Raw genomic sequence first — 14,200 nt, forward strand, 5'->3', positions numbered from 1 at the left:
TGCCCTCGCCCTATCACTGAACTCCAAGAACAGTTGACGGGGCAAGGGCATGAGCAATTCCATTTCTGTATCAGACCTGACGGAAGATCAGGCACGCAATGAACTGGCGCGGCTGGCTGGGCTTTTACATCATGCGAACGCATTGTATCATCAGAAAGACGCGCCTGAGATTTCTGATGCCGACTATGATGCGCTGAAACTCAGAAACTCAGAAATCGAGTCGCGATTTCCGCAACTCAAGCGATCTGACAGCCCATCGGATATCGTTGGTGCCCGCCCCGCCGATGGGTTCTCCAAGATTTCACATGCCGTGCGCATGCTGTCTTTGGGCAACGCTTTTCAAGACGAAGACGTCTCTGATTTCGATCGGTCCGTCCGAAAATACCTAGGGTTGGATGACGAGACGAGTTTGAGCTATACGGCTGAGCCCAAGATCGACGGTCTCTCCCTTTCGCTTCGGTATGAGAGGGGTAGGCTTGTCCAGGCGGCCACGCGGGGAGACGGAGAAGTCGGGGAAAATGTTACCGCAAATGCGCTAACCATATCGGATATTCCACAGGTAATCACCGGCGCACCAGACATCCTTGAGGTTCGCGGCGAGGTCTATATGTCTCACGACGACTTTGATCGTCTAAATGAGAGCCAGTCCAAGAAAGGCGAAAAAACCTTCGCCAACCCGCGAAATGCTGCCGCAGGATCCCTTCGTCAGTTGGATTCCGCAATTACCCGTTCTCGTCCCCTCAAGTTTTTTGCTTATGCCTGGGGGGAGCTGTCTGAGCCTCTGGCAAGCACCCAATACGAAGCCATACAGCGCCTGAAGGAATTCGGATTTTCAACCAACCCGCTAACCCGTTTATGCGCGGATACAAAGCAGATTCTGGATCACTATCGCAGCATCGAGCTGCAGCGCGCGACGCTTGGATATGACATTGATGGTGTGGTCTACAAGGTAAACGATCTTGCGCTGCAATCACGGCTTGGGTTCCGGTCCAGCACACCACGTTGGGCAATTGCGCATAAATTTCCGGCCGAGCTTGCCTGGACCCGTCTTGAAGCGATCGACATTCAGGTTGGCCGCACCGGCGCGCTGAGCCCGGTGGCCAGGCTGCACCCGGTTACTGTCGGCGGTGTGGTCGTGTCGAACGCAACGTTGCACAACGAAGATTACATTTCTGGTAAAGACGCAAAAGGCGGCGAGATACGCGAAGGCAAAGACATTCGGATCGGCGACTGGGTTCAGGTTTATCGCGCCGGCGATGTGATCCCGAAGGTTGCCGATGTCGACATTTCGAAACGCCCGGATGATGCCGAAAAGTTTATCTTCCCGGAAAAATGCCCTGAATGTCACAGCGATGCGATCCGCGAGGAAGGTGACGCGGTCCGTCGCTGTACCGGCGGCGTTATCTGCCCTGCGCAAGCCGTTGAGAAATTGAAGCATTTCGTCTCACGCAAGGCGTTTGATATCGAAGGGTTTGGAGCAAAGCAGATTGAGATGTTCTATGATGATCCCGATCTGCCAGTTCGGACCCCGGCTGACATTTTTACTCTGAAACAACGAGATAGTGCAAACCTGAACAGGCTGGCTAATCGCAAGGGATGGGGGGCGCAGAGCGCCACCAATCTGTGGCAAGCGATTGATGAAAAACGAGTTATTCCACTGGGTCGGTTGCTGTTTGCACTGGGCATTCGACATGTCGGCGAGGCAGCGTCGAACCTAATCGCAACGCATTACGGATCATGGGATGAGCTGGAAAAAGCGGTTACCATAGCGCATAGTCAGACCGGGTCAGAATGGGATGAGCTGCTGAACGTTGACGGTGTTGGTGAGGTTATGGCCCGCGCATTGGTTTCAGCCTTCGCCCAACCTGCCGAACGGCAGAGCATCGACGATCTTGTGGCTCAGCTTGATGTCCAAGACGCGAAACGGCCCGATACCTCGGGTAGCCCCGTTGCGGGAAAGACCGTGGTTTTTACGGGATCGCTTGAAAAGATGACCCGCGCCGAGGCCAAGGCTCGTGCCGAGGCATTGGGCGCCAAAGTGTCGGGATCGGTCAGCAATAAAACCGATCTTTTGGTTGCAGGACCGGGTGCTGGATCAAAGGCGAAAAAGGCGGCTGAACTTGGTATTGAGACGCTCGACGAAGATGGCTGGTTGCAGCTGATCGACGGCAAATGAGTGGTCGGCCCGAATCTCTGTTCCCGCTGTTTTCGCGGCTGGAAACGCTTGACGGCGTGGGGCCGAAAACGGCTCAGGTCTTGGCGCAGTCAGGTGTCGAGACCCCGCGCGACGTCTTGTTCGGGCTGCCTTATGCGGTGATTGATCGGCGCAGGCGCGATACCATTCAAGGCGTCGATTTGCCCTCGACGCTGACCGTAGAAGTCACCGTTGGCATCCATCGCCCCCCTAGAAACAAGGGCGGTGCGTACCGTGTCCATGTTGAAGACAGCCAGACTGAATTTCAGTTGGTGTTCTTTCATGCCCGCGGCGATTACTTGCAAAAAGTGCTCCCTCAGGGCGCGCGCAGGGTGATTTCTGGCAAGATCGAGCTTTTCGACGGGATCGCTCAGATGGTCCACCCGGATCACATGCTGCCGCCTGCGGATGCAAAGGATATCCCTGAGTTTGAGCCTGTCTATCATTTGACCCAGGGGCTGACCCAGAAAACTGCCTTCAAGGCCGCGCGTAGCGCGGTTGCACTCTCGCCGGAATTGACGGAATGGATTGATCCCGCGCAGGTCGCAAAAGAGAACTGGCCAGACTGGTTGAGCGCTGTACAAGCAGCGCATAATCCGCAGGGTGCGGATGATGTAGCGTCTTTTTCTCCAGCGCATGAGCGTTTGGCCTATGATGAGCTGTTCGCGCATCAACTGACGTTGGCATTGGCCCGCCAAAGAGAGCGCAGGGTCAAGGGGGTCGCCAGCGCTGGTACGGGCAAGCTGCAATCCCGTGTGTTGTCGAACCTGCCATACAAGCCCACCAACGCCCAACAGCGCGCTATTCAAGAGATCGCAGGGGATATGGCCTCCGATACGCGCATGAACAGATTGCTTCAGGGGGATGTTGGGTCCGGCAAGACTCTGGTTGCGTTCATGGCACTGCTGGTCGCGGTCGAGGCGGGCGGGCAGGGCGTCATGATGGCCCCAACCGAGATACTCGCTCAGCAGCATCTGGAAGGGTTGCGCCCCCTCGCCGAAGAGGCGGGCGTGGTTCTGGAAATCCTGACCGGTCGCGACAAGGGGGCGGATCGGCGTGCCAAGCTGTTGGCGCTTCAACGGGGGGATATTCACATTCTGGTGGGCACTCACGCCGTATTTCAAAGCGATGTCGCGTTTCAGGAATTACGGCTGGCAATCGTCGACGAACAGCACCGATTTGGGGTCCGTCAACGCATGGAGCTGTCGGAAAAAGGCAGGGGGGCGGACGTTTTGGTCATGACAGCAACGCCTATTCCACGCAGTCTTGCCCTGACTCAATACGGTGACATGGACGTGTCCGTGCTTGATGAAAAGCCGCCGGGGCGAAAACCTGTCAAAACAGCGGTTGTGAGCACTGAACGGATTCAAGAAGTTGTCTCGCATCTGCAAAAAGCTATTGCTGAGGGCCGCCAATGCTATTGGGTCTGCCCGCTTGTCGATGAATCCGAAGTATCGGATCTGACCGCTGCCGAGGAACGGTTCAAAAGGCTGCGTGCCATTTTGGGGGACGGGATAGTGGGGCTGGTTCACGGCCAAATGCCGCCCGCCGACAAAGACGCAGCGATGAAGGCATTTCAGCAGGGGCAAACCAAAGTTCTGGTGGCGACCACGGTAATCGAGGTTGGCGTGAATGTTCCAAATGCCTCGATCATGGTCATCGAAAGGGCCGAGATTTTTGGCCTGGCGCAGCTGCATCAGCTTCGCGGTCGTGTTGGGCGAGGCGAGGCAGAATCGACATGTCTGCTGATGTATCAGCCACCCCTCGGCGAAGGGGGGCGCAAAAGGCTGGAAGTTCTGCGCGAAACAGAAGACGGGTTCAGAATCTCAGAGACGGATCTGCAAATGCGTGGAGCGGGCGATCTGATCGGTACCGCGCAGTCAGGTCTGCCGAAGTTCCGTATCGCCGATTTGGAAAGGCAGGCCGGTTTGATGGCCGTTGCGCAGTCTGACGCAAGGGCTCTGCTGGGCGTGGACGCCAAACTTGAAACGCAAAGGGGCAAGGCGGCTCGTGTTCTTTTGTGGCTGATGAAACAGGATCAGGCAATCCGTTTGATATCAGTTGGTTAGACGAAAAGAGGAACATTAGTTCACAAATGTTCTCAAAAAGTTCTTTACCAGGACATCAAAATATGAGAACAAAAGGTCAACAAAGGATTAAAACCCTGACCGGAGGTACCCATATGCTGACCCAGATCAAGACCACCCTAAGTCGTTCCCAGTCGACGCTGCTGCAGGACGCAGCAGGTGCGGTTGCACTGGTGGTCATACTTATGGTCGCACTTCATCTTCCCGGAACGTATTAAGTCTTTCTGCCTGCGATCTCGTGCCGATCACGCCGCGCTTGTCATCCCCATTTCAATCAAGGGTGACCTGCCTGTCCCAATACCCTTGAAGGGCCATGCCTCGGCCCCGCGCGGATATCCGGACCCCACATGAGAAACGCATTACCTGCCGCCGCCCTTTCCGCCCGAAAGGAGCGGCGGTTTTTTTAAAGCTGGCCGGTTTTCATAATTTCCAACAACGCCGACAGAACCGAGTTTACTGCGACCGATGCCAGGATCATCCCCATGACACGGCTGATGATCGCGGCGCCTGAATGGCCGATCAGCCGAATGATCGGTTCGGCCAGCAACATCAGGACAAAGGCAATCGCAACAACCGACAGCATGACCAAAGCAGTGATCCCCTGATCAGCAACACTGTACCTGTTGTTATCGGTCAAGATGACGATGGCCAGCATCGCACCTGGTGAGGCAAGCGAGGGGACGGCAAGAGGAAAGATCGCTGGGTTGTGTTTGTGGAGTTCGTCTTTGATGTCGTCCTCAGCAGCGCGCTGCTCGACTTCCTGTTTGGGCTCGCCAAAAATCATGGTCAGCGCGAACAGGAAAAGGATAATGCCGCCAGCGACTTGAAAAGAGTTCAGGCCGATATCCAGCGCCTCGATCAGCAGTTGCCCGAAGACCAGGAAAAACAATAGAATCCCGGCGCTTATAAGCGAGGCCACAAGCGCCATCTTACGGCGTGCGGCGGCCCCAAGCCCTGCGGTAACAGCGATGAAGACCGGGATTGTTCCAATCGGATCAATAACAACCCAAAGCGTGACAAAATGCTCAAGTAAACCGTTCAAAACTGGAATTCCCTTCGTTTATTCCGAAAGGCTATAACGTTTCGCCCGTCAAAACCATGTTTAGGCGCAATTTGCACGTTCCGCCTGTTCAAATGCCTCTGCGGTTGCATCAAGAACCAGCAGGATCGAGGCATGACGGTTCTTATATTCCCGTGCGGGCATCAAAACCTCTAGCCCATCAAATGGGGCCTCGGGTGCCGATCCATCCTTTTTCAGCATGGCGGACAGTTGCTCGCGCGCCTTTTCGACCTGAGCACGCGTTGTTCCGACGATTGCCCCGCCAACAACCGAAGCGGAGGCCTGTCCCAAAGCGCAGGCTTTCACGTCCTGACCGAACTCTGAAATTCTGCCATCCTGAACTTTGACATCAACCGTGATGGTCGACCCGCATAGGGGCGAGCGTTTTTTCACCGTAGCGTCAGCATCATCAAGCCGGCATAGGTGTGGGATGTCAGCAGCAAGGGCCAGAATTCGGCCAGAGTATAGCTTTATCAGGTCATTCTCGCCGGACATGGCTTTCCCTCGTTGAATGTTCCCAATACATAGTGGCCATCCACCGGGATGCAAAAGGTTTTTGTCATGTCTTCCTCAGTCGCGTTCGATGCATCGAGTTTGAAATTCAACGAGGCTGGGCTGATTCCAGCCATCGCTCAGGACGAAAATACGGGCGAGGTATTGATGATGGCCTGGATGAACCAGAGCGCCATTGAAAAGACGCTCGAAACCAGACGCGTTACCTATTGGTCCCGCTCGCGCCAGTCATTCTGGATCAAGGGTGAAAGCTCGGGCCATGTGCAGGAATTGGTTGATCTCCGCGTGGATTGCGACCGGGATTGCCTGCTTGTCCTTGTGCGCCAGACCGGCCCGGCCTGCCACACCAACCGTCGGTCGTGCTTTTACACAGCGGTCAGAGACGGGGACGAGGTCGAAATCATGACCCCTATGGCTTGATCGGTCAAAGCCCCACCATCGCCCGAATATCTTCGGGCGTCGCCCCTTCGTCGCGGAACTTGGCAATGGCTCGCGCATCGTCGCGTTTAGCCAGCCGTTTGCCGGCCTGATCGCGTATCAGGCAGTGATGCAGGTAGATGGGTGTCGGCAACTTCAACAACGCCTGCAGCAGAACGTGGATACGTGTGGCTTCGAACAGATCCTGACCGCGAACCACATGCGTAACTTTTTGTGCAGCGTCATCCAGAACGACCGACAGATGATATGACGTCCCCATATCCCGACGCGACAGAACGACATCCCCGATCGTGTCCAACATCTCGGCCTGGGTGAACCGGACTTTACCGGATTCCGCGCTCGGGCCTTCTCCGATCTCTTGAAACGATGCGGTGTTATTATCGTTCTGAAACAGACTTTTAGCTTGTTCTACAGCTGCCGCCATATCCAATCGCAACGGAACATCCAGAGGGCGCGGTTGCTCCGTTGAACCCAGCTGTTCCCAGCGTACACGACAGGTCCCCGGATAGATAAGCCCATCTGGTCCATGAAGCGGGGCCCCTTCCTGAGGGGCGCTGGCTGCGTTAGCGATGTCTTTTCGATTGCAGGTGCAGGGGTACAGCAACCCTCGCGACCACAGATTATCCAGCACGGCATCATAGGCGGCAGCTCGCGTGGATTGGCAGAGCACCGGTTCCGGCCACGACAGGCGAAGCCAGCGCAAATCATCGTAAATCTGAGTTTCCCATTCTGGACGCGAGCGTGAGCGGTCGATATCCTCGATCCTCAGCAAAAACTGGCCATCCTTCGACTTTGCAAAATCATGAGCCAAAATCGCCGAATACGCGTGGCCCAGATGCAGTGGTCCTGTCGGCGAAGGGGCAAATCTTGTTACTAAAGCCACACTTTTTCAACAATATAGATGTCAGACTTCATGTCCATTCCGGGAAGGTGCGGGCCATATTCCCGGAACAGCAATCGTGCTGCGCCCATATCCAGCCACTCACTTAGGCGAACGGTATAGCTGTGATCTTCAAGCGTATGATCATTAAAAGAAAAAGCAATAAGGCCGCCTGACGGTAACGCGTTGATGAGCATATCCAAAGTCTCAGGTGGTGCGGCACCCACGCCGATGACCCCGATTGCGGTGATGACCTTATACGCGCCAGACTGCAGCGGGCTGGGATCTGCGATGTCAAAGCTGATCAGGTTGCGATAAACCCCCTTTGCCAGAGCGCCCTCTAACATCTGCGGGGTGGGGTCTATTCCATCGACGACCTCAAACCCGACCGCGTTCAGCGCGACACCTGACAGGCCGGTACCGCAGCCATAGTCCAGAATTGGGGTTTTGGGCTCGGGCAGTTGCGACCAGAGAGCCCGGGCGATACGTCCCGGGGTCGCATAACCGTTTGACCCAACCTCATCGTCATAAGACGAGGCCCATTTTTGATAATGTGCTTCGGTCGCCTGAGGCGAATCCAGCCCATAGACATCCTTTAGGAATTTATCGCTCATACCGATATGTTAGGACGTCGGGGCCGGACCCGTCCAGTCACCAATGCGCCAACCACTTGGTCCATTCTTCCTTGGCCCGGTCAGTATAGGCCTTGTAGCGGTCTTTTCTGCCACGCCGACCGCCTTTTAACCCATCGACAGGACGGAATAGACCGAAATTCACGTTCATAGGCTGGAATGTCTTTGCCTCGGCACCGCCAGTGATGTGGTGGATCAAAGCGCCCATGGCACTGTCCTGCGGAACTTCGGGAACGGTACGGCCCAACATCTTGGCAGCAGCCAGACGTCCGGCCAAAAGACCCATCGCGGCGCTTTCCACATAACCTTCGACACCGGTAATCTGACCAGCGAACCTGATATTGGGCTTTGATTTCAGTCGCATCTGGGAATCCAGCAAAGTCGGAGAATTGATGAACGTATTGCGATGAATACCGCCCAGCCGCGCAAAACTGGCATTCTCCAACCCCGGAATCATGCGGAACACATCGGTTTGGGCTCCGTATTTCATCTTGGTCTGAAAGCCGACAATGTTGAACAATGTTCCTAGCGCGTTATCCCGGCGCAGTTGAACCACCGCATGGGGCTTTACCTCGGGCTGATGCGGGTTCGTCAGGCCGACCGGCTTCATCGGTCCGTGGCGCAACGTTTCACGACCCCGCTCGGACATAACCTCTATCGGAAGACAACCATCGAAATAGCCTGCGGTCTCTCCTTCATGGAACTCGGTCTTGTCCGCGGCCAGCAGAGCGTCGATGAAGGCGTCGTACTGTTCTCGGTCCATCGGACAATTCAGGTAAGCGGTGCGTTCTTCTTCGGTCTCACCCTTGTCATACCGAGATTGCATCCAAGCTTTGCTCATGTCGATGCTGTCTGCATAGACGATTGGTGCAATGGCATCAAAGAACGCCAACGACTCGGCGCCGGTTTCCGCGCGGATTGCTTCTCCCAATCCAGCAGACGTCAGTGGGCCGGTGGCGAAAATCCATTGGCCGTCATCGGGCAGGGCGGTCACTTCTTCTCCAGTGATTTCGACAAGGGGGTGAGCCTTTAACCTGGCCGTCACAGATTCAGCAAACGGATCGCGATCCACAGCCAATGCGCCCCCGGCCGGCAGTCGGTGCGCATCTGCCGTTTTCAAGATCAACCCTTCGGCCTCGCGCATTTCCCAATGCAGCAGTCCAACGGCGTTCTGTTCGTCATCATCCGACCGGAATGAGTTCGAGCAGACCATCTCGGCCAAGTTGCCGGTCTGATGCGCAAAAGTTCCGACTTTTGGGCGCATTTCGTGAATCACGACCTCGACGCCCATTTCCGCCGCCTGCCAGGCAGCCTCGGACCCGGCCATGCCGCCGCCCACGATATGCAATTTCTGTGTCATAAGCTGCCACATAGGGCACAGAAGATCGCAACGCAACACAGCAGCGATGGCGCACGGGAAATCATGTTTTCAAGGGATTTTTGGGGTCGCCGATGCGGGAATGTCTGCGCCAGTGAGAGAAACCAGCTCGGAGGGACCTTCCGCCCACGGCGACCCAAAAAGTGTTCAAGGCCTTAGCCTCGTCTCAGCATTGCCACAGTAACGCCCATTTGAAAAGTCCAAAAATGGCGACATTGCGGAAAAATATGCATGACAAATTCCTTATTGGCTCCAATTTGGATCTCTTTTTCCGATAAATGCAGATATTCCTTCTTCGGTATCCCGATGCATCATATTCTGAGCCATTACCTCGCCGGTATAGGAATAGGCCTGATCCAATGGCATATCCAACTGGCGGTAGAAGGCCTGTTTTCCGACTTTCACGGCAGATCCCAGTTTGGAGGCAAGCTGCTCGGCCAGTGAAACAGCCTCATGCTCCAACAGCATTTCTGGCACCACGCGATTGACAAGACCCAGCTCAGCAGCTCGTGACGCCGGAATGAAATCCCCGGTCGTCAACATCTCGAAGGCGTGTTTGCGTGGAATGTTTCGGCTAAGAGCAACCATTGGGGTCGAACAGAACAGCCCGATATTCACACCGTTTACGCCAAACCGCGTCCCTTCAGCAGCTACAGCAAGATCGCAGGTTGCAACCAACTGGCATCCGGCCGCCGTAGCAATGCCGTGCACCTGGGCAATAACCGGCTGCGGAAGCGACTGAATTGAAAGCATCATTTTCGCACAGCGATTGAAAAGGTCCTGAAAATAGGCTTTGCCGCCGTCTTCAGATTGGCGCCCAGCTGTCATCTGTTTCAGATCATGACCCGCACAAAAAGCTTTGCCTTTACCAGAAAGGATCACCGCCCGGATGGAACTGTCTTCGCGCAGGGCATCAAGTTCAGTCTGTAGCGCAGCCAGCATTTCGTCACTTAGGGCATTGAGTCGGTCTGGCGCATTCATTGTAAGCCTAGCCACGGCGTCTGCGTCATTTCGTTCCAGAATTCCCATCTTGCCCTCCGATCTGATGTGAGGCCAACTCTAGGTCGGCAAATCCAGGAGGGGAAGTATGTCATTGGCAATGAATCGGGAGGAACTGGAGGATTATATGAGCCAAATCTTCCCCCAGGTCAGTCAGGACTATTCGGTCCAGGATCTGACCGAAGAGTCCATCGTCATGAGACTTGCCGTTGGCGATCGTCATTTGCGCCCCGGTGGGACTGTCTCGGGGCCGTCTATGTTTGGATTAGCTGATGTAAGCGTTTACGCACTGATCCTGGCGCGCAGGGGCCAGCAATCTCTGGCCGTGACAACCGGTTGTTCAATGGACTTCATGCGTAAACCGGATGGAAATGCAGATTTGATTGCGCGCTGCACCTTGCTGAAGCTAGGAAAAACCCTTGCCGTAGGTGACGTTCTAATATTTTCGGAAGGGTCAGACAAACCCGTCGCTCGCGCAACGATGACCTATTCTTTACCACCAGAGGGGTCAGCTGCGGCAGCTTTTGGGTGAAAAAATGGCCGGGATAAACCCGGCCAAGGAAGAGGTCCCATATAGGGACTGGGGATTACCTAGCCCTGCCAAAAAGGGCGTTCGATCTCTCGTCTGGCCTGATAATTAGTCAGGCCCACATCCTTCAGCAGCCTGTCATCGAGATTGGACAAGTTAATTCGGCTGCGGCGTTGCCGCTCCCATTTTGTGACCGTCGCCGCAAACCGCACGGCCAGTGCGGCAATCAGCGGCAGCCGGGGGCTGTCGTTAAGCGCTATCAGGGCGGGGTTGTGCATTGCGCGTGTCATCTTCGGGTTCCTTTCAAATTGTATTGACACAAACGTAATATGTTCGGTATGAACACTTGATACATTCAGAATTGTGCTGCAATCAAAGGAAGAATTGTAATGGATACAATTTGGCCAGAGTCACTGCCTAAATCCAAAGGGCCAAAATATACACTGGTCGCCGATACAATTCGAAAAGCTATAGATAACAATATTTTGGAAGTCGGTACAAAGCTGCCGCCGGTGCGGGAACTTGCCTATAGGTTACAAATCACACCGGGCACCGTTGCGCGCGCCTATACGATACTCACAGACGAAGGTCTGCTCAGTGCCGAAGTAGGACGTGGTACATTTGTGGCTCCGCCCAAGGCGCCTCTGCTCGATGATGTCTGGGCTCGGCAACTTCATCTCAGAGATGACAAATATGACGCCAATGTCAGCCTGTTCAGCCCGAGGCTTGCCGATATGGGGCAGGTGGCCCTGATCCGCGAATGTATGCAGAAAGTGGCACAATCCGATCCACGCCTGTTTATGAACTATCCAACCCGCGATGCGTATAAACCTATGCGACAGGCTGTTGTAGATTGGCTTTCCGATTTGCCATTGGGACCAATTTCGCAGGACGATATCGTTCTGACCCACGGCGGACAAAACGGCCTTTGCCTTGTATTTCAGACAATATTACGCGGACCAAAGCCGATCGTTCTGGTCGAGGATCTGTCATACGCGGGGTTCCGACGCGCCGGTGAGTTGATGCGTGCAGAGGTCATTGGCGTAAAGATGGACAAATGGGGCGTGGATCCAAACGCTATGGAGCATGTCCTTCGCCAGTCGGCGGCGCAGGCCATATGTGTCTCACCCGAGGTTCAAAATCCGACCGGCTCACATACACCACTGGAACGCCGCAAAGAAGTTGTGGAAATCGCGCGGCGGTTCGGCGTCCAGATAATCGAGGACGACTGCTACCGCATGGGTGATGCAAGAGCGCCCAGCTATCGCGCCCTGGCGCCGGAAAGGGGATGGCATGTGTCGTCCATCTCGAAGATTTTGACGCCCGCACTGCGTGTCGGGTTTGCCATAGCGCCGCGCGAGCGCAGCGTTGATCTGCGCCGTTCAGCGGAATATGGCTATTTTGGCCTTGCTCAGCCGCTTGCCGAACTAGCGCGGCTGATGTTGTCTGATCCGCGGACGCGCCAAATCGCAAAAGATGTCCGGACCCGGATGGGGGAATATGTGCGCGTGGCCGTAAACGCCCTGGGTGGGTTCGACCTGAACTGGGCCTCAGATGTACCTTTTGTCTGGCTGAACTTGCCTTCTGGTTGGCGAGCAGCTGCGTTCAGCCGCGCAGCCGAGCGAGAGGGAATTCAACTGCGGTCTGCCGATGAGTTTGCTTTGCGTGACGGGCGCGCACCCAATGCGGTTCGTATAGCCATGAATGGGCATGTATCGTTGGATCAATTCGAAGACGCAATGCAGCGTCTCAGGCGTCTGCTGGATAATCCACCCGAACAGATTTCGGTGTAAGGGGACGCTTAATGGATATTCGGGAAATGCGGGGCAGGGGATTTGTCGTCACACCTATGCTCAAAAGTGACTTCGAAGACCTGCACCTTGCAGCCAGCGATCCGTTGATTTGGGCCGGGCATCCCGCCATATCCCGCCATCAGAAAGAGGTTTTCGCCCCTTATTTCGATTTTCTGTTGAGCGCAGGTGGGTCAGTGACAATACGCGAAGAGGCGACAGGCCGGGTCATCGGGTGCTCTCGCTATTATGAGCCTCCCGAAGTTCCCGGGGGCATCGGCATCGGATACAGCTTTATTACCCGTGATCACTGGGGCGGAGCCAGCAATCGGGCGATCAAATCGCTGATGGTAAATCGGGTGTTCGGCGAACTGAATGAGGTCTGGTTTCATATCGACCCAACCAACTTGCGATCACAAAAAGGGACCGCGAAACTTGGGGCGCGGTACGTTGATACCCAGCAACTTGTTCTTGGTACCGGGGCTGGGCAGTGGATGCGTTGGGTATTGACGGAAAAAGATTGGCAAAAACATGGGGTAAAATAATACCTATTTTGTAATGCATTGTTTTTGCTAAGTTAAAACTGATTTGTGTGTATTGACCCGCCTTTCGCGTGGGTTTAAACCCCATCCATCGAATTCGGACCGCTCCGTATGGGGGCGGTCTTTCACATCAAACAGGACTATCCTGCCATGAAAACCTTTTCTGCAACACCTGCAGACATCGACAAGAAATGGATCCTGATCGACGCCGAGGGCGTTGTTCTGGGCCGTCTTGCCTCGATCGTCGCCATGCGTCTGCGTGGCAAGCACAAAGCGTCGTTCACCCCGAACATGGACATGGGCGACAATGTCATCGTGATCAACGCTGACAAAATCCAGATGACCGGCAAGAAGCGCGAAGAGAACTTCTACTGGCACACTGGCCACCCGGGCGGCATCAAGTCGCGCACCAAGCAGCAGATCCTCGAGGGCAAATACCCCGAGCGCGTCGTGACCCAGGCGGTCAAGCGCATGCTGCCGGGCAACCGCCTATCGCGTCAGGTTATGACCAACCTGCGTGTTTATGCCGGTGCCGAGCATCCCCATGAGGCGCAAGCGCCCGAAGTTCTGGATGTTGCATCCATGAACAAGAAAAACACCCGGAGCTAATGACCATGGCTGATCAGATCAATACTCTCGAAGAGCTGAGCGCCGTAGCAGGCGTTGAAGTTGTGGCCGAAGAAGTCATCGTGCGTGAACCCGTACGCGACGAACTGGGTCGTGCCTATGCCACCGGCAAGCGTAAAGACGCTGTTGCCCGCGTTTGGATCAAGCCGGGCTCCGGCAAGGTCACCGTGAACGGCAAAGACCAGGACGTGTATTTTGCACGCCCCGTTCTGCAGCTGATCCTGCGCCAGCCTTTCCAGGTTGCCGGAGTAGAAGGCGAGTTCGACGTTGTTGCAACCGTCAAAGGCGGTGGCCTGACCGGTCAAGCCGGTGCGGTCAAGCACGGCGTGTCGAAAGCGCTGCAACTGTACGATCCGTCGCTGCGTGGCGCACTGAAAGCCGCTGGCTTCCTGACCCGCGACAGCCGCGTTGTGGAACGTAAGAAATACGGTAAGCGCAAAGCGCGTCGTTCGTTCCAGTTCTCCAAGCGTTAATCGCTGGCACGAACCTTCAAGACTGTTTCAAACGGCCGCACAATGTTGCGGCCGTTTT

Annotated in this window: 16 protein-coding genes; 9 read left to right on the plus strand and 7 right to left on the minus strand. The window is 55.3% G+C overall.

The features are described from left to right. Positions 1 to 49 precede the first annotated feature (49 nt). From ligA to AC2FLB_RS00695, 3 genes are all read left to right on the plus strand, one after another. Complete coding sequence (ligA, locus tag AC2FLB_RS00685) at positions 50 to 2,176, plus strand: NAD-dependent DNA ligase LigA (protein ID WP_496708434.1); 2,127 nt, start codon at positions 50 to 52, stop codon at positions 2,174 to 2,176. Continuing rightward, on the plus strand, positions 2,173 to 4,263 hold the full coding sequence (gene recG, locus AC2FLB_RS00690) for an ATP-dependent DNA helicase RecG (RefSeq protein ID WP_496708435.1): 2,091 nt from the start codon (positions 2,173 to 2,175) through the stop codon (positions 4,261 to 4,263). The genes ligA and recG overlap by 4 nt, the downstream gene beginning before the upstream one ends. A gap of 62 nt (positions 4,264 to 4,325) precedes the next feature. Next, complete coding sequence (locus AC2FLB_RS00695; protein ID WP_496676229.1) at positions 4,326 to 4,499, plus strand: hypothetical protein; 174 nt, start codon at positions 4,326 to 4,328, stop codon at positions 4,497 to 4,499. Positions 4,500 to 4,684: 185 nt separating this feature from the next. Here AC2FLB_RS00695 and AC2FLB_RS00700 read toward each other — a convergent pair whose 3' ends face one another. Beyond that, positions 4,685 to 5,323 carry a MarC family protein gene (locus tag AC2FLB_RS00700; RefSeq protein ID WP_142633886.1) on the minus strand — a complete coding sequence of 213 codons (639 nt, stop codon included), beginning with the start codon at positions 5,321 to 5,323 and terminating at the stop codon, positions 4,685 to 4,687. Between the two features lie 60 nt (positions 5,324 to 5,383). Next, positions 5,384 to 5,836: an iron-sulfur cluster assembly scaffold protein gene (locus AC2FLB_RS00705; protein ID WP_281972123.1), complete on the minus strand. Its 453-nt coding sequence runs from the start codon at positions 5,834 to 5,836 to the stop codon at positions 5,384 to 5,386. A gap of 48 nt (positions 5,837 to 5,884) precedes the next feature. Here AC2FLB_RS00705 and hisI point away from each other — a divergent pair, with 48 nt between their 5' ends. Further along, positions 5,885 to 6,274 carry a phosphoribosyl-AMP cyclohydrolase gene (gene hisI, locus AC2FLB_RS00710; protein WP_496691259.1) on the plus strand — a complete coding sequence of 130 codons (390 nt, stop codon included), beginning with the start codon at positions 5,885 to 5,887 and terminating at the stop codon, positions 6,272 to 6,274. Between the two features lie 4 nt (positions 6,275 to 6,278). Here the strand turns inward: hisI and gluQRS are convergent, their stop codons facing one another. The 4 genes from gluQRS to AC2FLB_RS00730 form a co-directional block, all read right to left on the minus strand. Next, positions 6,279 to 7,175, minus strand: a complete 897-nt coding sequence (gene gluQRS, locus AC2FLB_RS00715; RefSeq protein ID WP_496708436.1) for a tRNA glutamyl-Q(34) synthetase GluQRS — start codon at positions 7,173 to 7,175, stop codon at positions 6,279 to 6,281. Continuing rightward, entirely contained in the window at positions 7,166 to 7,786 is a 621-nt protein-coding gene (locus AC2FLB_RS00720) for a class I SAM-dependent DNA methyltransferase (protein WP_496708437.1), read from the minus strand. The genes gluQRS and AC2FLB_RS00720 overlap by 10 nt, the downstream gene beginning before the upstream one ends. Before the next feature lie 37 nt (positions 7,787 to 7,823). Next, entirely contained in the window at positions 7,824 to 9,164 is a 1,341-nt protein-coding gene (gene trmFO / locus AC2FLB_RS00725) for a methylenetetrahydrofolate--tRNA-(uracil(54)-C(5))-methyltransferase (FADH(2)-oxidizing) TrmFO (RefSeq protein WP_496708438.1), read from the minus strand. A 261-nt stretch (positions 9,165 to 9,425) separates the two neighbouring features. Next, positions 9,426 to 10,211 (minus strand): enoyl-CoA hydratase, encoded by a 786-nt coding sequence (locus AC2FLB_RS00730; RefSeq protein WP_282021264.1) that lies wholly within the window; start codon positions 10,209 to 10,211, stop codon positions 9,426 to 9,428. Positions 10,212 to 10,269: 58 nt separating this feature from the next. Here AC2FLB_RS00730 and AC2FLB_RS00735 point away from each other — a divergent pair, with 58 nt between their 5' ends. After that, entirely contained in the window at positions 10,270 to 10,713 is a 444-nt protein-coding gene (locus AC2FLB_RS00735; RefSeq protein WP_142633872.1) for a PaaI family thioesterase, read from the plus strand. A gap of 59 nt (positions 10,714 to 10,772) precedes the next feature. Here the strand turns inward: AC2FLB_RS00735 and AC2FLB_RS00740 are convergent, their stop codons facing one another. Continuing rightward, positions 10,773 to 11,000, minus strand: a complete 228-nt coding sequence (locus AC2FLB_RS00740; RefSeq protein ID WP_142633870.1) for a DUF1127 domain-containing protein — start codon at positions 10,998 to 11,000, stop codon at positions 10,773 to 10,775. A 99-nt stretch (positions 11,001 to 11,099) separates the two neighbouring features. Here AC2FLB_RS00740 and AC2FLB_RS00745 point away from each other — a divergent pair, with 99 nt between their 5' ends. The 4 genes from AC2FLB_RS00745 (at position 11,100) to rpsI (ending at position 14,142) form a co-directional block, all read left to right on the plus strand. Then, positions 11,100 to 12,503 carry an aminotransferase-like domain-containing protein gene (locus AC2FLB_RS00745; RefSeq protein ID WP_496700998.1) on the plus strand — a complete coding sequence of 468 codons (1,404 nt, stop codon included), beginning with the start codon at positions 11,100 to 11,102 and terminating at the stop codon, positions 12,501 to 12,503. A gap of 11 nt (positions 12,504 to 12,514) precedes the next feature. Continuing rightward, entirely contained in the window at positions 12,515 to 13,045 is a 531-nt protein-coding gene (locus AC2FLB_RS00750) for a GNAT family N-acetyltransferase (protein ID WP_496708439.1), read from the plus strand. A gap of 147 nt (positions 13,046 to 13,192) precedes the next feature. Then, complete coding sequence (gene rplM / locus AC2FLB_RS00755) at positions 13,193 to 13,651, plus strand: 50S ribosomal protein L13 (protein WP_113790645.1); 459 nt, start codon at positions 13,193 to 13,195, stop codon at positions 13,649 to 13,651. Between the two features lie 5 nt (positions 13,652 to 13,656). Next, entirely contained in the window at positions 13,657 to 14,142 is a 486-nt protein-coding gene (rpsI, locus tag AC2FLB_RS00760; RefSeq protein ID WP_271947073.1) for a 30S ribosomal protein S9, read from the plus strand. The last annotated feature ends 58 nt before the right edge of the window (positions 14,143 to 14,200 follow it).

The sequence above is a fragment of the Ruegeria sp. CDSA236 genome (assembly GCF_059611285.1).